The 20,109-nt window shown below is 46.2% G+C and carries 16 protein-coding genes and 1 pseudogene; 9 read left to right on the forward strand and 8 right to left on the reverse strand.

Going from position 1 to position 20,109, the window contains the following annotated elements; all coding sequences use genetic code 11:
* Nucleotides 1–990, forward strand: coding sequence for a Gfo/Idh/MocA family protein (locus tag FC83_RS05960; protein ID WP_035451218.1), 990 nt, complete (start codon nt 1–3; stop codon nt 988–990).
* Nucleotides 991–1,077: 87 nt separating this feature from the next.
* Nucleotides 1,078–2,244, forward strand: a complete 1,167-nt coding sequence (gene queG / locus FC83_RS05965; protein WP_057002521.1) for a tRNA epoxyqueuosine(34) reductase QueG — start codon at nt 1,078–1,080, stop codon at nt 2,242–2,244.
* A 3-nt stretch (nt 2,245–2,247) separates the two neighbouring features.
* On the opposite strand, the gene FC83_RS05970 is transcribed toward queG, so the two are convergent.
* Nucleotides 2,248–2,433, reverse strand: a complete 186-nt coding sequence (locus FC83_RS05970; RefSeq protein WP_035451221.1) for a hypothetical protein — start codon at nt 2,431–2,433, stop codon at nt 2,248–2,250.
* 43 nt (nt 2,434–2,476) lie between these two features.
* Between FC83_RS05970 and FC83_RS05975 the strand changes: the two genes are divergently transcribed.
* Both FC83_RS05975 and asnB read left to right on the forward strand, forming a co-directional pair.
* Entirely contained in the window at nt 2,477–3,805 is a 1,329-nt protein-coding gene (locus tag FC83_RS05975) for a metallophosphoesterase family protein (protein ID WP_052004485.1), read from the forward strand.
* Between the two features lie 140 nt (nt 3,806–3,945).
* Nucleotides 3,946–5,862, forward strand: a complete 1,917-nt coding sequence (asnB, locus tag FC83_RS05980; RefSeq protein ID WP_057002522.1) for an asparagine synthase (glutamine-hydrolyzing) — start codon at nt 3,946–3,948, stop codon at nt 5,860–5,862.
* 126 nt (nt 5,863–5,988) lie between these two features.
* On the opposite strand, the gene FC83_RS05985 is transcribed toward asnB, so the two are convergent.
* Nucleotides 5,989–7,191, reverse strand: coding sequence for a hypothetical protein (locus tag FC83_RS05985; protein ID WP_035451224.1), 1,203 nt, complete (start codon nt 7,189–7,191; stop codon nt 5,989–5,991).
* Between the two features lie 183 nt (nt 7,192–7,374).
* Entirely contained in the window at nt 7,375–9,306 is a 1,932-nt protein-coding gene (locus FC83_RS05990) for a heavy metal translocating P-type ATPase (protein WP_035451226.1), read from the reverse strand.
* A gap of 394 nt (nt 9,307–9,700) precedes the next feature.
* Between FC83_RS05990 and FC83_RS05995 the strand changes: the two genes are divergently transcribed.
* On the forward strand, nt 9,701–10,867 hold the full coding sequence (locus tag FC83_RS05995) for an ROK family protein (RefSeq protein ID WP_035451229.1): 1,167 nt from the start codon (nt 9,701–9,703) through the stop codon (nt 10,865–10,867).
* Nucleotides 10,868–10,994: 127 nt separating this feature from the next.
* On the opposite strand, the pseudogene FC83_RS06000 reads toward FC83_RS05995, so the two are convergent.
* Nucleotides 10,995–12,370 (reverse strand): annotated as a pseudogene (locus FC83_RS06000) (sugar porter family MFS transporter).
* A 404-nt stretch (nt 12,371–12,774) separates the two neighbouring features.
* On the opposite strand from FC83_RS06000, the gene xylA reads away from it, so the two are divergent.
* The 4 genes from xylA (at nt 12,775) to FC83_RS06020 (ending at nt 16,953) form a co-directional block, all read left to right on the forward strand.
* Nucleotides 12,775–14,112, forward strand: coding sequence for a xylose isomerase (xylA, locus tag FC83_RS06005; protein WP_035451231.1), 1,338 nt, complete (start codon nt 12,775–12,777; stop codon nt 14,110–14,112).
* A gap of 81 nt (nt 14,113–14,193) precedes the next feature.
* Entirely contained in the window at nt 14,194–15,708 is a 1,515-nt protein-coding gene (gene xylB, locus FC83_RS06010; protein ID WP_035451233.1) for a xylulokinase, read from the forward strand.
* A gap of 161 nt (nt 15,709–15,869) precedes the next feature.
* Complete coding sequence (locus FC83_RS06015) at nt 15,870–16,367, forward strand: methylated-DNA--[protein]-cysteine S-methyltransferase (protein ID WP_035451236.1); 498 nt, start codon at nt 15,870–15,872, stop codon at nt 16,365–16,367.
* 37 nt (nt 16,368–16,404) lie between these two features.
* Nucleotides 16,405–16,953: a bifunctional transcriptional activator/DNA repair enzyme AdaA gene (locus FC83_RS06020; protein WP_035451239.1), complete on the forward strand. Its 549-nt coding sequence runs from the start codon at nt 16,405–16,407 to the stop codon at nt 16,951–16,953.
* 105 nt (nt 16,954–17,058) lie between these two features.
* Here the strand turns inward: FC83_RS06020 and FC83_RS06025 are convergent, their stop codons facing one another.
* From FC83_RS06025 to FC83_RS06040, 4 genes are all read right to left on the reverse strand, one after another.
* Nucleotides 17,059–17,691 (reverse strand): ATP-binding cassette domain-containing protein, encoded by a 633-nt coding sequence (locus FC83_RS06025; protein ID WP_035451242.1) that lies wholly within the window; start codon nt 17,689–17,691, stop codon nt 17,059–17,061.
* Nucleotides 17,684–18,349: a molybdate ABC transporter permease subunit gene (gene modB, locus FC83_RS06030; RefSeq protein WP_035451244.1), complete on the reverse strand. Its 666-nt coding sequence runs from the start codon at nt 18,347–18,349 to the stop codon at nt 17,684–17,686. Before modB ends, FC83_RS06025 begins: the two co-directional genes overlap by 8 nt.
* 33 nt (nt 18,350–18,382) lie before the next feature.
* Nucleotides 18,383–19,171 carry a molybdate ABC transporter substrate-binding protein gene (gene modA / locus FC83_RS06035; protein WP_035451245.1) on the reverse strand — a complete coding sequence of 263 codons (789 nt, stop codon included), beginning with the start codon at nt 19,169–19,171 and terminating at the stop codon, nt 18,383–18,385.
* A 160-nt stretch (nt 19,172–19,331) separates the two neighbouring features.
* On the reverse strand, nt 19,332–20,042 hold the full coding sequence (locus FC83_RS06040; protein WP_035451332.1) for a GntR family transcriptional regulator: 711 nt from the start codon (nt 20,040–20,042) through the stop codon (nt 19,332–19,334).
* Between the last annotated feature and the right edge of the window lie 67 nt (nt 20,043–20,109).

Consider the following 20,109-nt stretch of genomic DNA (forward strand, 5'->3'; position numbering starts at 1 on the left):
ATGACAAAATATAATTGGGGCTTGATTGGTATTGGGACGATCGCCCATGAAATGGCGGATGCTTTGAATGCGGTGAATGGTGAAGTTTATGCGGCAGCTAATCCCCATGAAGACAAGTTGGCGGCTTTTGCCAAGGCCAAAAATGTGCAACATGCCTATACGGACGTGAACGCCATGATCAATGACCCAAACGTTGACGTGATTTACGTGGCCACGCCCCATACTTTCCATTACGACTATATTAAAAGAGCCCTGAACGCCGGCAAGCATGTTTTCGCCGAAAAAGCTATCACGGTGAATGCGGCCCAATTTGACGAAGTAGCCCAATTGGCCAAGGACAAGGGTTTGATTTTGACCGAAGGCTTTACTTTATATCACATGCCGATTTATCAAAAGGTTCAAGACTTGATTGCCAGTGGCCAGCTGGGTGACATCCACCTGGTGCAAGTGAACTTTGGCAGTCTCAAGGATTACGATCCCACCAATCGCTTTTTCAACAAGGACTTGGCTGGGGGCGCGTTGTTAGATATCGGCGGGTACGCCACCGCCTTTGCCCGGACGTTCTTGGACAAGCAGCCTAATGTGGCCTTGACCACGGTGAAGTTCTTTGAAACCGGCGTGGATGAACAGTCCGGCATCATTTTGAAGAACGACCAGGAACAGATGGCCGTTATGGCGTTATCACTGCGGGCCAAACAGCCAAAACGGGGCGTGATTTCTGGGACCAAGGGCTATGTGGAGATCGATAATTATCCTAGAGCCACGGAAGCTAAAATCACCTATACCCCTGATGCCCATGCCACCACAACGGAAATTATCAGCGCGGGATCTGAAGAATTAGCCTTGAACTACGAAGTGGCCGATATGCAGCGCTATATCGACCAAGGCCATGATGATGGCCAACTGGTCCTATCCGGTGCGGTGAGCCATATCTTAGACGGGGTGCGCAATCAATGGGGGATGCGCTTTCCTGAAGACAGTTCAAATTAGATAGTAATTAAAAATAGGCCGCCAGGGTTTTTGCCTGGGGGCCTATTGTTGTATAATGGGGGCTTAGAAATAATCGGAGGTGGAACCATGGCTGACAAGGTCGATCTAAAAGCACAGATCATTGCTGCCAGCCAGCGTCTGGGCATTGATAAAATTGGGTTTACCACTGCGGCGGATTTTGAGGATATGCGGCCTAGTTTAGTGCAGCAAAAAGCTGACGGCCATACTACGGGATTTGAACATCAGAACTTAGATGAACGTCTAAATCCTAGTCTGATCTTTGACCAGCCCAAGTCGATTATCGCCATCGCCCTGGCCTATCCGTCAAGAATGACAGATCGACCAAAACGAACCAAAGCCAAACGCGGGCAATTTGCCCGGGCTTCTTGGGGGCGTGATTATCACTTTATTTTGCGGGATAAGATGGCAGCGCTGGTGGCGGAAATTGAACAGCTGGTTGCTCCAGACGATACAATCCGCTTCAAACCCATGGTGGACACCGGCGAACTGATGGATGTGGTGGTGGCCCAGCGTGCTGGTTTAGGCTTCATTGGCAAGAACGGCCTGTTGATCACGGAAGAGTTTGGCTCCTTTGTGTATCTAGGTGAAATCATCACCAACCTAGAACTGGCGCCGGATACAGCCATGGCTTGCCAGTGTGGCGACTGTCGGCGTTGCGTCGATTACTGCCCGCCCCAAGCCTTAATGGGCAATGGTCAGCTCAATGGTCAGCGTTGTTTGTCCTATCAGACCCAGACCAAGGATTTGCTGGCGCCAGAGTTTCGACCGCTAATCAAAAACGTGATTTACGGCTGTGACATTTGCCAATTGGTTTGTCCCTTCAATAAGGGAAAGAACTTTCACCGCCATGGGGCCATGGAACCGGACCCGGAACAAGTGATGCCAGAATTGCAGCCCATGTTGGCCTTAAGCAATCGAGATTTCAAAGCTCGGTTTGGAATGATGGCCGGATCTTGGCGGGGGAAAAAGCCGCTACAGCGCAACGCCATTATTGCCCTGGCCAACCAAAAAGACCAAAGTGCCTTGCCGCATTTGATGCAAGTGGTGACTGCCGACCCCCGGCCCATGATTCGGGCCACGGCGGCCTATGCCATCGGCCAAATCACCAAGTTTCATAACGAAGCCACTTTGGACTTCTTAAAGCAGGCTTATGACCAGGAAGTGGCCCAAACCACGCCAGCCGCCTATTTGGCCGAATTCGCCCAGGCCATTGCGGCGATTGCTGCGCTATAACGGCTAACGGTGGAAAAGATCCCGCAGGCCCACGGCTAACAGGATAAAGACCAGGATACCAAGTTTGGCCACCCGAACTGGCCCGATACCTAAGATACCCCGGGAGAACTCCAGAAAAATAACGAGGGCGCAAGCAAAGGCGCCGATGATGCATAAAATACCTCTTACAAAATGGGGCGCACGATTCATCGAATCGCTCCTTTCAAATGTCCAATAAAGGGGGAAATAAAAAATGCGGATATGGCAACGTGTCACCCAACGCCAGATTACAGCCATGGCCCAATTGGACCAGCTTTCTCGGCGGGGGTTGTATTCACTTAGTTTAACACAAACAGACTTTCCAGATGGTAACTATGTTTTAACGGTTGGCCCCGGTCCTATTCAGGTTTTAGTCCCAGTGCAGTTGGCGGATGATGTGGGGGGTACTGGTTATTACCGCAGTTATAGCACCCAATTCAGGCGTTATAACAGCTGGTTGGATTTGGCCAATAATCAACGCGTGTGGGTCCAGCGGTATCTCACTAGGTGGGTAGCGCCTTTGGTGGACAATTTGGCACCTGATTCTTTGACCCTGGGCGTTATCACCGATACACATGCCGTTACAGGCGTGAATAAAACCTACTATGGTAGTAATGGCTGGCGCCATGTGCAGGAGCTGAATCTCTTGGCAGACACCGGTTTGCTGGATTTAAAAGTTCATTTAGGAGATATGATCGATGGCAGCCAAGCCCCAGCGGTGTCTAAACAAGCCCTGGCTCAGATCATCCAGACCCTAGCCCAGGGCCCCACGCCCTTTATGGCAGTGAAGGGCAATCATGATGATAATGATAAATATGATGAACATTATGATCAACCAGCTAGTTTTAGTGCCAATACCTACGCCAATATCGTTCAGCGCCCGTTAGCTAACCAAGCAACACTTAAAAGCCAAGGTCGACTGCATTACTTTGACAAAGGTCAACTGCGGCTGATTTTCATTGATACCTGTGATGTGTCTTATGCATTGGATGATAGGGGCCAAAAGCGCTATGACATGAAAAAAGTCATGGCTATTCGTCAACAGCAATTTGAAGACATCATTGAACTGCTAAGCGCGTCTCAAGATAAAACCATCTGTTTTTTAGGCCATGCCGATTTGGCTCAGCCCAAGGGTAAGGGGGCAGTCAATTATAATGGCACCACTTTACAGGAATTGTTTCAAGCTTTCAACCAACACGCCAAGGGCCGGATCCAAACTAAGGGGCGGCCCGCCGACTTTACCGTCCAGGCTAATTTTGACTTTCGTCACACCGGGACTGCCAAGATTGCTGCTTATATCTGTGGCCACCGTCACCGGGAGCGGGCTTACCAATTAGCCGGGGTGCAGTATATTTGGTTGAATTGCTCGGCACTCATGGGCAAGCATCACGCCCTGACCACCAAATACAATCGCCACTGGGACCGACATCAAGGGGATATCACCGAGTTTGCCGGGTATGTCCTGAATTTCAATCAGCAAACCCAAAAATTACTGGTATTTGGTTACGGTGCCGCTAGCAGGATTCAGAGTTTTAACCTATAATATAGGATGTATGTAAATTTTAAACCGGCAAATTGACATGTTTGCTGAAAAATATATAATGATAAGTTGACGGACTTTAACCTAGGATTAATTTTTTTGTTGGGTGTACGACGTTAACTATAGACAAGGGGTTTTCGAATATGTGTGGAATCGTTGGTTTTGTTGACAAAACAATGCTAAATAAGAAACCAGTTATTAATGATATGATGGAAATGATCAAACATCGAGGCCCTAATAGTTCTGGGGAATATGTGAATGATGAGGTGGCCCTGGGTTTCCGGCGCCTATCCATCATTGATTTAAAGGGCGGCAGTCAGCCCATTTTAAACGAAGATAAAACGAAAGCCATTATTTTCAATGGTGAAATTTACAACTTTCAACCAATCCGTGAGGAACTAATTGCCGCGGGGCATACCTTCACCACCCATTCCGATACCGAAGTGTTATTACACGGTTATGAAGAATATGGGATCGAGGGGCTTTTGAAGAAGATCCGGGGGATGTTTGCCTTTTTGATTTGGGATGATACCAAAAAAGAATTGGTGGGTGCCCGGGATTTCTTCGGCATCAAACCCATGTATTATTACCATCAAGACGGCATGTTCATGATTGGCTCTGAAATCAAGTCTTTCTTGAAAAATCCAAAATTTAAAAAAGAACTCAATCCAGAAGCACTACGGCCATATTTGACCTTCCAGTATTCCGCTTTGGATGAAACTTTCTTTAAGAACGTGTTCCGGGTCCCAGAAGGCCATTACTTTACGTTAAAAGATGACAAATTAACCATTAAAAAATATTGGGATGTGGACTTTAAAGCCAACCACTTATCCCTGGAAGATACGATCAATGCCATTGACAAGTCTATTTCTGAATCTGTGGATGCCCATCGGATTTCCGATGTTGAAGTGGGTTCGTTATTATCCAGTGGGGTGGATTCTAGTTATATCACCTCCGTATTACGGCCAGAACACACCTTCTCCATTGGTTTTGATGATAAGAAGTACCATGAAGGCATCGCCGCTAAAGAATTAGCCGACCACTTAGGCTTAGAAAACAAGAGTGATGTGGTTACGGCCCAAGAAGCTTTTAAGAACTTCCCACTGATTCAATATCATTTGGATGAACCCGACTCCAACCCGTCTTGTGTCCCCCTATACTTCTTGACCAAGTTAGCCAGCAAAGATGTGACGGTTATCTTGTCTGGGGAAGGGGCCGACGAATTATTTGCCGGTTACGCCAATTATGGTTGGCACTCCCATTCTAAAGCCATCCGGGTCTTTGCCCAGGGCTTGAAGAAATTACCACGGGGCGCGCGGGTCTCCATTGCCCATGGGTTGAAACGCTCACCAAACTTCCACGGCCGCTTACATTTATACGAAGCCACCGCGCCGGCTGAAGAATTCTTTATTGGCGAAGCTCGGATCTTCCACGAAGCGGATGCCGTTAAGATCTTGCAACCTGCCTTTAAACGCAGTGAAACGGTGGAACAAATTGTGACCAAGAGTTACAAGAAGGTCCGCCATTATGACGATGAAGTTAAAAAGATGCAATACCTGGATATCCATCAATTTATGCCAAAGGATATTTTATTAAAGGCTGATAAATTAAGTATGGCTAACTCCATGGAATTGCGGGTCCCATTCTTAGATAAAGAAGTGGCCAAGGTCGCTGAGGGTATCCCTACCAAGTACTTGTTAAACTCTAAAGACAGCAAGTATGCTTTACGGATGGCTGCCAACCGCCACTTGCCAGATGCTTGGGCTCGCCGGGAAAAATTAGGCTTCCCTGTACCGGTCAGTGCTTGGTTGCATGATGAAGATATTTACAAGGAAGTCCGCGACTTGTTTGCTGCTGACTTTGCTGCGAAGTTCTTTGATCAAGCGGCTATCTTGAAGTTAGTAGACGACTACTACAACAACGTGGGCCCAGACGACAATCGTCGCAAGATTTGGACCGTTTATACTTTCTTAGTTTGGTATAAAGTTTATTTCATTGATAACGAAAAACCTGAGTTCATTCCTGATAAGAACAAACAAACTGCTACAGTGCAAGCTTAGAGGCAGTTTTAACTAAAAATGGTTATCTGCACGACCTGGCTCAGCCAGATGGTGCAGATCATCAGACAAAAATAGCCTTATCTCGTCGTATTGAGATAAGGCTATTTTTGTGGCTTAAGGGCCTAATTAATGGGAAATTGGCAGGATGATGATTCGGTCCATATAGTTTGGTCGGTGCAAGAAGTTACCTTCTTCCCGGTAAGGTCTGGCACCACTTTCAAAGATCAAAGCTAAATTGGTTTCTGAAGCATTCAAACTGATTTCTTCCACGGAATTGGGGACGTTGACGATTTGATCCCCGCCTTCAGGTTTATCGAAATCTAGTTTGGACCAAGAGCGATCCTTAGGGACTCGGACCCAAAGCTTACCGGGGGCGGCGCCATTGGATTGACTGAGCAAGGTCAACCCATCATCCGCGATGGCGATCCCTTGCAGCCGGTCCCAACCATCATTAAAGGAATTAATGATTTTTTGCTGAATCATGGTCTTAAAGACGATGGTGGTTTGTGCTTGAACGCTCTTATTCTTGAATTGGGGAATCAAGGGTTCAGCTAGTTTTTGGAATTGTGCCAAGGTAAACGCATTGGGAAGGCCTTGGGCATTTAACGGTAGGGCAATAATTGAACGGGTGGCTTTATTCTTGCCATATTTCACAAAGACTAGTTGATTATTGTAAAGGGCAATGGCCGAGGTGCGGTTGGCCAGTTGCAAAGGAATTCTAGTAGAAGCAATTGGTTGCTGCATGCTTTGGGCTTTGTAGGCGTCAATAGTGCTTTGGGACGTATAACTCAGTCCGGCGCCACCAAGTGCTGAGGTGTCATCAGACCAAATCAGGCGCTGGCGCGCACGGTCATAGAGAATGCCACCTACATGGGCCTTGGACTTCAAAATCAAGGACTTACGATATTTACCCGTCTTCTTATCAATTGCCACAATCAAGGAATTCAATTTGTGTTTACCATCATATAAACTGACAAAATAAGTGCTATTTGACTGGGTGATCCCTTGGGGGACCCAGTTATTGCCAAAGGCGGCTTTCTTCGTCTTGGCATCAATGGACCAAGCGCCCCGCAAACCGGGGATGACCACGAATTTTGCCGCACTAGCCAAGTCTTTTTGCGCCTTGCCCGGTTGTTTAATGTCAGCCAACTTCTTAGTGGCCGCTTTTTGGGATTGCAAAGGTCTAGGATCAGCTTCCCATTTTTTGACATCTGAAGCTTGATCCACATTGTGGCTATATTGATAATGATCTATCAGCCACCAACCCCCAAAAACGAGCACAACAATACCAATAAGCGCGAGAATACCCCGCCAAATCCATTTTTTCAAATTTCACACCCTCCTTTATCTAGAATTATACTAAATTTCTTGTATAAATTGAAAATTATGGCTCAAAAAATTTATTGTTCAGAGAAAAAATGCTTTATCTGACGATTTATTCAGGTATATCCGACTACAAGTTAAAAAAACGTGCGCCAGCTCATTTGCCGGGCACGTCTTATAATTGACAGGTTAACGCCAAGTTTTCGGGGCTAACAAGAGCCGTAGACCGTTTAAGATCACCAATAAGGTACTGCCTTCGTGGAAAATAACCCCGATGGCGATATCGGTTTTCCCTAGGAAGTTCAGGGTAACTAGGCCTACCACCACTAGCATGGACAAGATGATGTTTTGCCAGATGACTTTGTCCATTTTTTCCGCGATGCGGTGGGCATAAACTAATTTGGACAGGTTGTTCTTCATGAGGACCAGGTCGGCCACATCAATGGCCACGTCGGTGCCTTCGCCCATGGCAATACCCACGTCAGCGGTGACTAGGGCGGGGGCATCATTGATGCCGTCTCCTAGCATCCCCGTTGCCCCATATTCAGCTTGTTGTTGCTTCACGATTTGGGCTTTATCGGCGGGTAAGACGTTGCCGATGACTTCATCGATGCCGATTTGTCGACCCACGGCTTCACCGGTGAGTTTGGCATCTCCGGTGATCATGGACGTGTGAATGCCGGCTTTTTTGAAATACTGAATGGCTTTGGCCGCATGTTCATTGGGGACATCCATCAGAGCGATCAAGCCAATGACTTGCCGATCTTTACCGATGAAGACCACGGTTTTACCTTCGGCGGCTAATTGTTGCGCTTGTTTTTCGTAAGGGTCCACCACATTTTCAAAGGAACTGGGCTTCCCAATATGATATTGGACTTGGTTGTAAGTGGTAGATAAGCCCTTACCCACTTGATTCTCAACTTCTAAATCAAGGGCTGTGGTATCTGGGAATTTATTGATGATCGCCGTTGCCAAAGGGTGGTTGGCTTGTTTTTCCATGGCGACGATGATATCGATCAGTGCTTTTTCATCTAAATTAGCGTCAAAGCTGTAGTCGGTGACCACGGGTTGGCCGTTGGTCAAGGTACCGGTCTTATCAAAAGCTAGGGCCTTTAAGCCTGCTAACTTGGACAGATAAGCACCGCCCTTGACCAAAACCCCATGTCTAGCCAAATTGGAAATGGTGGATAGGGTAGTGGGGATGGCACTGGCTGCTAAGGCACAAGGGGAAGCCGAGATCAAGAAGACGATGCCCCGGTAAAAACTCTGGTTCCAAGACCAACTTAACAAATACGGGCCGGCCAGAATCACGAGGGGTAAGAGGGCCAAGACTAAAGTGACGTACTTAGGTTCTAATTTTTGAATCCAAGTGGCGGTTTTGGTCAGACTTTGTTGGGATTGGTCCACTAACGCTAAGATTTTAGCGAAAACGGTTTCAGAACTGTCTTTGGTGACCCGCATGGTAAAGGTGCCCGACCCGTTGATGGTACTGCCGAAGACCTCATCGTTGACACTTTTTTCTTTTGGGATACTTTCACCGTTGATGGCTGATTCGTCAATGGCCGTGGTACCGGCTAAAATGATGCCATCCGTGGGGACTTGGTCGCCATTTAAGACTTGCAAGGTATCGCCTACCCGCACAGCGTTAACGGCGACGACCTTCGTGGTGCCGTCAGCTAAGACTAGCCGCGCTTCGGTGGGATTCATTTTTAGCAAATTGGTGATTTCTTTTTTACTTTTACCATCGGCATAACTCTCTAGAAAATGGGCGCCGGCAAAAATAAGAATTAACAACGCGCCTTCTCTAAAGTTACCGATCACGGCCGCCCCAGCAGCGGCTAAACTCATTAATAAATGCACGTTGGGGGAAAATCTTTTAGTTTGAACAGTGTCTTTAAAGGTATCCGCGAACCCCTCCAGGATAACATGATAACCAGCTGTTAACATGGCAATCCCAAAAGCAGTGTTGGCGTAAACCACATTGACAGTATCCAAGAAAAGACCTAACCCAAAACAAAGCAAACCCACAAAGTAGAGGATAATCATGACAGTGCTGCTATGGCTGTGTGCATGGTCGTGTTCTTGAGCTGTTTGGCGTTGGTAAGCATTAATGTTATCCATTTTTTCCCGCTCCCTTAACTGTAATTTCTAAAACATATGAATAATCGTTCATGTTTATATCTTCATTATATATGAATAATCACTCATATGTCAAACATATTTTTAGGCAACATTAAAAAAATAACGGTTTTTGAACTGTAACCCCCAGCCTTGCCATGTTCCTGATGGAAGCGGTTTAATTAAATAACTTAAATTTTTTGAGATTCTTTTTTGGCGCATTCGTTACAAAAAACAGGTACTAGCTTGGAATGATTCAAAAAAACGATCCTTTGGCAAGGATTCTTGTTCAAATGCAGATACTTGTTTATACTAAGATGATTGCTAAATCAAAATACCGAACCTATTGGTATTTTTGGGACGGCTTAAAACTTCAAATTAAGAAAGGAAGATAGCGTTGGTACCTATAACCAGTAAAGATAACCTGCGGCAAGCCAATCGCAAGTTGGTGCTGCAAGAAATCGTCAACAGTGAATACACTACCAGGGTGGCAATTTCTAGAAAATTAGGTTTAAACAAGTCAACGATTTCTTCAATTTATGATGATTTAAAAAAAGAACAGCTTGTTGAAGAAGTCGGGGAGGGTGCGGCTTCCCATGCTGGGGGGCGTAAACCCACCAATATTAAACTGCATGCCAGTTATGGCTTTACCATGAGTTTTGATATTTCATTTCGCAATCTGCATTTTATGATCAACTACTTAGACAGTAGTGTCATTGAACAGTCTGAAATCAGCATTTATCAAAAGAGCATTCAAGAAATCTTGGCGATCATTGAAGCTAAAATTGACCAGACCCTTCAAACGGTGCAATCGGTGCGGGGGCTGTTGGGCATTTGCTTATCTATTCATGGCATTGTCAATGAGCGACAAGCCATCACGTATTCGCCTTTTGTAGATTTCGACAATTTAGATCTGCGCCAGCTTTTGATGGCCAAGTACCAAGTACCGGTGGTGTTGGAAAATGAATCTAATTTAACGGCGGTCTATGTCCGGGACTTTATGCCAGTGGCGGCCAATCCGAATTTAGTGGCTATCAGCATTCATAAGGGCATTGGCTCGGGCATTATTTTGAACCAGCGCTTGTTTCGTGGCTTCAAAGGCCAGGCCGGGGAGATTGGCCGGACCCTGATCAAGACCGCCGAAGGTAAATTAATTCCGGTGGAACAAATTTGTTCTGAAGATTCCATCATCAATTATCTTAAAACCCAGTTGAAGACCGAAAAGCTCAATCGAGGTCAGGTTATTGCGCTGTATCGGGCCCATAATAAGGCCGTGATTTTGGCCATGAATACTTTTGTTGCCGAAATTTCAACGTTGATTTATAATGCTTCCATGTATTTTGACACGGGGACAGTCTACTTGGGCTCGCCTTTAATGGAAGAAGCTACGGAAATATTTGACCAAGTGGCAGAAAGTGTCCAGCGCTTGAACAACAATGCCATCAATCTTCACCTGTTGGCCAATTCCGATATGGCCACGTTGTTTGGGGCCTGTTCCGTCATCACCCACCAGGTTTTGGATTTGGTGGGCTACCAGTTGAATTTTTCAGGGGTACAGAAGTAAGGTAAACATAAGTGTATTGGTGTAGCAACTCAGTTGGTTTCAACAACAAATTAAGACAATAAAAAGCTGGCTGGCCTGGATGATTGCTTTATCCAAGCCAGTCAGCTCTTTAAATGGTTAAATTAGGTTATTTAATTTCTGCGGGTTCGCTGACCGTTTCCGGTTCGCTGCGTTGCCGCAAACTTTCTTCGATATCTTCTAACGAGCGATTACGAGTTTCAAAGACTTTCGAATGCACGAACCAAATGGCCACGAAGCAAAGGACGCCGTAACCGATGAAGAGACTACCAGTGCCAAAGAAATCGAGTAAAGGTGGGAAAGTCAGGGAAACGATCATGTTGGCAGTCCAGTTGATGACACTTGAAAAGGAATTACCCAAACCCCGAATATTCAAAGGGAAGACTTCCCCAATCATGACCCACATCACTGGTCCCCAAGTGGCGGAGAAAAAAGCGATGTAAATGGTCAAAGCAATGACGCAGACGAAGGCGGCAGTTTGGCTGTGTCCGGAGAATTTCATGGCAAAACTCATGATGAACAAAGACACGCCATACCAATGGCCCCACCAATTAGCATTTTTTTCCGATCGATTTTATCCATGATCATCACGGCAACTGCGGTGACGATGACATTGAAAATCCCGATCCCAATGTGGGCAATCAAGGCAGCGGAGACCCCAAAGCCAACGTCGGTAAAGATAGTGGGGGCATAGTATAGCACGGTGTTACAACCCATGACTTGTTGGAAAATGGCCAAACCCACCCCAATTACCAGGGCTGGGCGGACTAATTTGCCAAATAATTCCGTCCAACCACCACTTTTAATGGCAGCTTGGGCTTTAATATCCGTCAATTCTTGATCCACGACCTTCGTGTTATGTTTGTTCATGATTTCAAGAATTTGTTTGGCTTCAGCAATTTTATGTTCTTTGACTAAGAAGCGGGGACTTTCTGGCAAAATCAAAGCCCCAAAGAACAATAATGCTGCCGGAATAGCAGCAAAACCTAACATCCAGCGCCAACCAGTGTAAAAACCAGAGAAGGAATAGTTGGTGACATAAGCAATAAAAATACCGGTCATGACCATGAGTTGAAATAAACTAGACATTGACCCCCGCTTATCGGCTGGTGATAACTCAGCTAAATAGGTGGGAATCAAAGCAGACGCCGCCCCAACGGCCATGCCTAAGATAACCCGGGAAATAATCAGGGTCCAAAATTCTGGAGAAAAGGCGGATCCTAATGCCCCAACGAAAAAGATAATAGCAGATAATAAGACGAGTTTGCGCCGGCCAAAGCGATCAGACATGGGGCCAATGACAGCAGCCCCTAAGATAGCCCCTAATAAAACCGCGCTGACGACGAAACCTTGTTGCCAAGAATTTAAATGGAGTTGTTTTTCAATGAATAAAATAGCCCCGGAGATAACCCCGGTGTCGTACCCGAACAATAAACCACCTAGTGCGCCAAAGAAATAAACGAATCCTGAGGAGACTTTATGGATCTTTTGTGGTGCGTTGGAATTAGCCTGCATGTTTGAACACCCCGTATTTTATGATTGGATCAACAATAGTCTGTAAGTTGTAAGTGGGTTGGTTGTCTAAACATTCTAATTGGATTGATAATAGCACCACGTTTTAGCAATTGCAACCGTTTCCATATCATAATTCTGATATATAACAGTTAGGCCACTGACATTAGTTTGAGCCATATATCATCATAACTGTTATAGATAACAAAATAAATTTAACAGATTACACGGGGGTGATCACGGACAGCGAGAAATAAAAAAGTTGCATTTTTTCTTTGAAAAGGCTTGCATTTTTCGAAACAATATAATATTATGAATTCGTAAGTTGGTTGTTAGAACAAACTAATATAAAATCAATTAATTGGAGGATTTATCTCATGGCATATTGGAATGTTGATAAAATCAAGTATGTTGGCACTGGCGACAAAAAATCTGGCTTAGGTTTTCAGTATTATAATCCCGATGAAGTTATTGGCGGCAAGAAAATGCGGGACTGGTTAAGATTCGCCGTGGCTTATTGGCATACCTTTGACCAACGTTTAGTGGATCCATTCGGGGATGGCACCGCCATTCGCCCTTATGACAAGTACACGGATCCCATGGACCAAGCTTTGGCCAAGGTAGACGCAGCCTTTGAATTTTATGATAAACTAGGTGTGGATTTTCTTTGCTTCCACGACCGGGATTTAGCGCCTGAAGGCGATACTTTGCGGGAGACCAACAAGAACCTGGATAAGATTGTGGACAAGATCGTGGCTTATCAAAAGACTTCCGGTATGAAAGTCCTTTGGAACACTTCTAACCTATTCACCAACCCGAGATTTGTGGCTGGGGCTGGCACCTCACCTTATGCCGATATCTATGCTTATTCCGCTGCCCAATTGAAACACAGTTTGGAAATTGGTAAACGGGTAGGCTCTGAGAACTATGTCTTCTGGGGCGGCCGTGAAGGTTACGAATCCCTGTGGAATACCGACATGAAGCGGGAACAAGAACATGCGGCTAAATTATTCCATATGGCTAAAGATTACGCCAAGGAAATCGGCTTTGACGCTCAAATGTTGCTGGAACCAAAACCTAAAGAACCAACCACTCATCAATATGATTTTGATGCTGCTACCACTATCGCCTTTATGAAGGAATATGGCCTGGATAAAGACTTCAAGCTGAACTTAGAAGGCAACCACGCTAACTTAGCCGGCCACACCTATCAACATGAAATCCGCGTGGCTCGGGAAGCTGGTCTGTTAGGCTCATTAGATGCCAACCAAGGGGATAAATTAATTGGCTGGGATATTGATGAATATCCATCTAACCTTTATGAAACAACGGCAGCTATGACTGAAGTTGTGGAAAATGGGAGCATTGGCCCAAGAGGTGGCTTAAACTTTGATGCCAAACCACGCCGGTCTTCATTTGAACCGGAGGATCTATTCTATGGCCATATTGTGGGGATGGATAGCTTTGCCGCTGGCCTGCGGATCGCTTTAGCTATGAAAGCAGACGGTTACTTGGATAACTTGGTTAAAAATCGCTACAGCTCCTTTGATACGGGTATCGGTGCCGATATCGAAAGTGGCAAAGCGACGATGGCTGAACTGGAAAACTACAGCTTAGACAAGACCCAAGCCCAATTGCGAGCCGCTACTCACTCTGATCATTTGGAACAAATCAAAGATACCATCAACCACTATATCGTCCAAACACTTAAATAAATCATTGTGCTATAACCACAGCATTACAACTTGGAATGGCCGAAGCGGCCATTCCTTTTTTTAGAAAAGAGGAAAACTATTATGACGGCATGCGTATTAGGGGTGGACCTGGGCACTAGTTCAGTGAAAGTTTCCGCAGTGACTAAAACTGGGGCAATCATCGCCCAAGAAAGCGCTGATTTTCCATTGCGCCAACCCCAACCTGGTTATGCGGAACAAGACCCTGAAGACTGGGTCAGCGCCACCACCATCGCCATTGTGCGCTTGATTTTAACTGATAAACTCAAACCGGCTGACATCAAGGGCATCAGCTATTCCGGCCAAATGCATGGCTTGGTGCTCTTAGATGCAGCTAATCAAGTCCTGCGGCCGGCCATGCTTTGGAATGACACCCGTTCCACCAAGCAACGGGCAGCTATCATGGCCAAAATGGGCCAACGCTTTATCGAAATTACCCATAATCAACCCCTGGAAGGTTTTACCCTGCCCAAATTACTATGGGTCAAGGAAAATCAGCCGGACATTTTTGCCCAGGCCAAAACCATGTTGCTACCTAAGGATTACCTGCGTTTTCGCATGACCGGCAAGCTGGCCATGGATTATTCCGATGCCACCGGGACGGTGATGTTAGACGTGCAGCAGCAACAATGGAGCCAAGAAATCCTGGACGCCTTTGATATCCCTAAAAGCCTGTGTCCCCCACTGGTTCGCTCCATTGACGATACCGGCTCCATCAGTGCTTGGTATGCGGCATATTCCGGCCTGGCCACCACCACCCGGACCTTTGCCGGGGGCGCCGATAATGCCTGCGGTGCTGTGGGGGCGGGGATCGATAGCCCCACCAAAGTGTTATCCAGCATTGGCACATCTGGGGTGATTTTAAAATATGAACCTGCCAAAAACACCAACTACCAGGGGGTCTTGCAGTTTGAAGACCACGCGATCCCTGACGCCTTTTATTCCATGGGAGTGACCTTAGCGGCAGGCTTTTCGTTAAACTGGTTCAAGCAGACCTTTGCGGCGGATGAAGATTTCACCGCCGTGGTAAAAAGTGCCGGCAAGTCCACCGTTGGCGCCAATGGGCTGTTATTTGCCCCGTATATTGTGGGGGAACGGGCCCCTTATGCGGATGCGGACATTCGCGGCAGTTTTATTGGCATCGATGGTATTCACCAACGTCACGATTTCGTTCGGGCGGTTTTAGAGGGCATCATCTTTTCTTTCCAAGATCTGCTGGCTCAATATGTCGCCCAGGGTAGTCAATTTGAAACCGTGGTATCCATTGGCGGTGGTGCTAAGAGTGCGTTGTGGCAGCAAATTCAAGCGGATATTTTTAACACCAAAGTGGTGTCATTGGCAAATGAACAAGGGCCAGGTTTAGGGGCGGCCATGTTAGCCGCCGTGGGCTTAGGCTGGTTTGAAACCGTGTCTGAATGTACCAAAGTATTCGTTCATTTTAAAGATGTTTTCTTGCCCAAACCTGAAAACGTGGCGAAATATCAAAAGTTGCATGCCCTTTACCAACAAATTTATCCCAGCACCAAAGCTATCACCCATGGTTTGGTAGCCTATCGCCGGGAAAACAACGCCCAATAAAGATATGATATGTTCTCAGCAAGCCATGCCTGCACTGTGGGTATGGCTTATTTTTGACCTTCAAAGTAAAAAGCCAGATACTGATATTTATCCGCCCAGATTACTGGTATAATTTAGCCAGATTCAACAAACCAGTAAAATAATGAAAGGCGGCTTTAACCATGTTATACTCTGAAAAATATACGTCGCCCCTAGGGACAATCACTTTGTTGGGGGATGCTCAGTATTTGTACGGTCTATGGTTCGATGGCCAAAAGCATTTTGGCGCCCACTATGATCTTGCCCAGAGCCAAACCGGGCGCCCGGCACCCATCCAACAAGCCCTGGCTTGGTTAGACCAATACTTCGCCGGCCACAACCCTGACGCCAGCAAGCTGCCCTTGAAACCCGAAGTCACGGCCTTTAGAAAACAGGTGCTACAAGTGTTAAGAACGGTGCCTTATGGGACTAAAATCACTTACAAAGATATTTCAGATGCCTTACAAACAATGGATAGCCACCCCAAGAATCTGGCCCGGGCCGTTGGGGGTGCCGTGGGCCACAATCCCATTTCTATTATTATTCCTTGCCACCGGGTTGTGGGCAGCGATGGCGCGTTGACCGGTTATGCTGGGGGGCTGGCTAAAAAAATCGCGTTGTTAAAGTTGGAGACCCGTTAACTTAGGTTGGCCTTTACAAAAAAGGAGGACAGTGCAGATGACATTAAACGCCAGACAGTGGCAGGCCATCCAACATAATGATGCCACGTTTGATAATCAATTTTGGTATGCCGTTAAAACCACCGGCATTTTTTGCCGCCCCTCCTGTCCCTCTAGATTGCCCAAACCCGAGCACATCACAATTTTTACGGACCCCAAAGACGCCCTGGTCGCGGGGTATCGGCCCTGTAAACGGTGCCGGCCTTTGAATCAGTTAGTGGCCAATGAACTATGGGTCCAGGAAATCGATCATGTTTTAGCCCAGGATTATCCAAACAAACTCACCTTGACGGAATTAGCAGCCAAAGTCCATGGCTCAGAATCCTACTTGCGTCATGTCTATCAAGACCTGACTGGGCTAACACCCCAACAAAAATTGACCCAACTGCGCCTGACCCGGGCTGAAGCTGAGTTGCTGCGGTCAAACGCCTCAGTTGCCAGTATCGGGGCAAAAGTGGGGCTACCCAATACCCCTTATTTCATCCAACGCTTTAAAGCTCGCTATGGGCAGACACCCCATCAATATCGTCTGCATCATGGGGATTAAAGTTGAATAGCCAAGAAAAAACAAGCCCCACATTTCGTGAAATCTGAAATGTGGGGCTTGTTTGATAGACATTGGTCAAATTTGGCTAGTCATTTGTACGAAAGGTCAAGCCAATTCGTAAATATCATCCGTAAAGGCCGTGACTTCATCCCGGCGATGGGAGACGATAATCACTTGGGTTTTGGTTTGGGCCAAGGCCTTTTGGGTGAGGGCGATGGTCTTTAACCGTAGGCGATCGTCTAAGCCGGTGAAGGGTTCGTCCAATAACAATAAGCGAGGCTGCTGCACCAAAGCCCGGCACAAGGCCACTCGCTGACGCTGACCGCCGGATAGGCGCTGGACGGATTCGTTCAAAAAGGGCGTGATTTCCAAAGTTTCCAGTAACTGTTGCTTTTTTTCTGGGGTAATGGGCTCTTTTTGATGATAAAGCCGCAAGCGCTGGTAAAAGTTGATATTCTTGTTAGCCGTCAAATTGGGGAAAAGGGCCAAGTCCTGGAACATGAACCCCACCGGCCGCTGACCTGGGGGCAAGTTGATCCGCCCGTTGGCATCATACCAAGTCGTTTTATCAAAGGCAATGGTGCCGCTGTCTGGGGCAGTGAGGCCAGCAATCAAGCGCAACAGAGTGGTTTTACCACCCCCGGAAGAGCCCATGATGCCGGTGAATTGCTGCTTGAATTGGCCGGCAAAGGTTAAGGTATGCGTGTTCAGCTTTTTGGTAATTTGAATGTTAAGCATTCGCTGACCCCCGTTTGTTTTGATGGTTTAAGAACTGAATGAATAACAAGGCGATGACCCCGATGAGGATATCCACCACGCTCAAGTAAATCGCGGTGTGGTTATCCCCGGCCTGAATGGCAAAGTAAATGGCTGTGGCAATGGTGTCGGTCTTGCCTTGAATATAGCCAGCCACCATCAAGGAGGCCCCGAATTCCCCTAAGCCTCGACAAAACGTCAATAATAGCCCGATGATAATGCCGTTATAGGCGTTGGGCAAGATGACGTAACGCAAGACTTCAAATTGGGTGGCCCCGATAACTTCAGCGGCTTCCACCAAATGGCGGTCCACCCCTAAAATAGCCGCCTTAATAGATTGGTACATGATCGGCAGCACCACGATAATGGTGGCCACCGTGGCCCCGGTTAAGGTGAAAATCAAGGAATAGTTGTTAAATAAGGCCAGCAGTTTACCCATGAAGCCGTATTTGCCGAAGACCTGTAATAAGAATAAGCCGACGACGGTTGGTGGGAGGACTAATGGCAAAAGTAATAAACTTTCGATTATCCAATTGATTTTAATGGGATGCTGAATTAATAAATAAACAATTGGCAATGTCACGATAAAAGTGAGGGTGGTGGCCACTAAGGCGATCACCAGGGAATGCAAGATTGGCATAATTGTCACTTCCAAAACTGCTTAAGGCGACGCTTATTTTACAATGCCAAAGCCGGCAGCCTTAAGCTTAGTGGTAGCTGGCTTGGTCTTTAGATATTTATTGAAGGCATTGACGGCATCTTTTTTAGTTTGATCGGTGGCTGTTGCCGCCACGTAATAACGGATTGGGGTATGATACTTACCCGGGATAGATTTGATAATTTTTACATCTTTACTGATTTTAGCATCTGTTCGGTACACAAAGCCAACCTGGGCATTACCACTAGATACATAAGCCAAGGTTTGACGAACATCATTGGCATAAACAAATTTAGATTTTAATTTCTTAGTTAACTTCAAATAATTCATGGTATCTGTGGCATAACGGCCGGCGGGAACCAGTTTAGGTTCTCCCAGGGCGATCTTCTTAGCTTTAGTTAGTTGCTTGGTCAAGCTACCTTTCAAAGCTTTGTCTTTCTTGTTTTGGACCAACACCAAGTCATTGCTTAACAAAGCGAAATCATCCGTAGCTTTTTTAGGTTTAGTCAAAGCCGTCATATCTTCTTTGCTGGCAGTTAACACGCCATCGATGGGTGCGCCGGATAAGACTTTTTGTTTAATTTGGCCAGAACCGGCAAAGTCTAATTCAATAGTAACATCTGGATTTTTAGCTTGATAATCCTTGGCAATATCCGTTAAAACATCCTTTAAGCTGGCTGCTGCTGAGTAGTGAATACTGACTTTGTCCGCAGCCTGCACTGGTGTTGGGGATTTAAACAGCCCCAATCCCAACATGAAAATACCACCTAATAATAAGACTAAATGTAACTTTTTCTTGTTCATCTCTTTTACCCCTTTAATATTTTTAATATCAATAGTGTAACATGTATTGAAAGGGTTTACACGAAAATATTTTGAGATGTGAAAAAATTAATTTAGTTCCTATTATAGGTGGCGTTAAATCAAGTCATTCGCGTCAGCTACAACCGGTGCTCATGGTTATCTAATTAATATTGATGTCGATGTAAAACTTGCTGCTGTCAGGTAAGAAGTAAGATAAGGAGTGTTCAAAGGGTTGGCCGGTTTGGGAAAAGGCAGTCTGTTCAATGACCAAGGTGGCATCCCCAGTCTGGATCTTCAAGGCCGCCGCCACGGTTTTATCCGCATGGGAGGCATACACCGTCCGCCGGGCCCCCTTTAAGGTAATGCCGGCATTGTCTTGCAGGTAATCATAAATCGACCCCTCCAGCACTTTTTGGTCAATCACGGCAATGCTGGTGGGCATGACGGTTTGTTCAAAACTATAGACCCGATTGTCCACATAACGGACCCGCTGAATCTCATAGACGGGTTCATTGGCGGTGATGCCCAGACTTTCCTGCTCATTTTCATAGGGCAGGCGGGCGCTGAACTGCAGGGTCTTGCTTTTGATTTGGTTGCCGGCATGGGAATTGGTGGCGCCCTTAGGTGCAGCTAAGGGTAGCAATTCCTTATTAGAGGCGTCAAAACTCTTCCGAATAAAAGTCCCAGATCCCTGGTTACTGTAAATGAGCCCGTCATTGCTCAACAGCGCCAGGGCTTTTTTAATGGTCATGCGACTGGTGTCATATTTGTCAGCCAATTGTTCCTGCGGTGGCAGGGGAAAATCGGCGGTGTAGCGGCCCTGATCGATGTCTTGTTTCAATTGTTTATAAATATTTTGATATTTATAGATGATACTCATCCCCCTAAAAAAATAAAAATCATTGTAATCATATTAACCTATACAAATAAAAATTTAT

It is taken from the genome of Agrilactobacillus composti DSM 18527 = JCM 14202 (assembly GCF_001436375.1).
GTDB classification, from domain to species: Bacteria; Bacillota; Bacilli; order Lactobacillales; family Lactobacillaceae; genus Agrilactobacillus; species Agrilactobacillus composti.

Excerpts from the sequence above, each read along its gene's own strand:
- FC83_RS05990 (WP_035451226.1), bottom strand. The coding sequence starts at position 9,306 with ATGGATAACATTAATGCTTACCAACGCCAAACAGCTCAAGAACACGAC.
- queG (WP_057002521.1), top strand. The coding sequence starts at position 1,078 with ATGGCTGACAAGGTCGATCTAAAAGCACAGATCATTGCTGCCAGCCAG.
- xylB (WP_035451233.1), top strand. The coding sequence starts at position 14,194 with ATGACGGCATGCGTATTAGGGGTGGACCTGGGCACTAGTTCAGTGAAA.
- asnB (WP_057002522.1), top strand. The coding sequence starts at position 3,946 with ATGTGTGGAATCGTTGGTTTTGTTGACAAAACAATGCTAAATAAGAAA.
- xylA (WP_035451231.1), top strand. The coding sequence starts at position 12,775 with ATGGCATATTGGAATGTTGATAAAATCAAGTATGTTGGCACTGGCGAC.
- modA (WP_035451245.1), bottom strand. The coding sequence starts at position 19,171 with ATGAACAAGAAAAAGTTACATTTAGTCTTATTATTAGGTGGTATTTTC.
- FC83_RS05970 (WP_035451221.1), bottom strand. The coding sequence starts at position 2,433 with ATGAATCGTGCGCCCCATTTTGTAAGAGGTATTTTATGCATCATCGGC.
- FC83_RS06025 (WP_035451242.1), bottom strand. The coding sequence starts at position 17,691 with ATGCTTAACATTCAAATTACCAAAAAGCTGAACACGCATACCTTAACC.
- modB (WP_035451244.1), bottom strand. The coding sequence starts at position 18,349 with ATGCCAATCTTGCATTCCCTGGTGATCGCCTTAGTGGCCACCACCCTC.
- FC83_RS05960 (WP_035451218.1), top strand. The coding sequence starts at position 1 with ATGACAAAATATAATTGGGGCTTGATTGGTATTGGGACGATCGCCCAT.
- FC83_RS05975 (WP_052004485.1), top strand. The coding sequence starts at position 2,477 with ATGCGGATATGGCAACGTGTCACCCAACGCCAGATTACAGCCATGGCC.
- FC83_RS06015 (WP_035451236.1), top strand. The coding sequence starts at position 15,870 with ATGTTATACTCTGAAAAATATACGTCGCCCCTAGGGACAATCACTTTG.
- FC83_RS06020 (WP_035451239.1), top strand. The coding sequence starts at position 16,405 with ATGACATTAAACGCCAGACAGTGGCAGGCCATCCAACATAATGATGCC.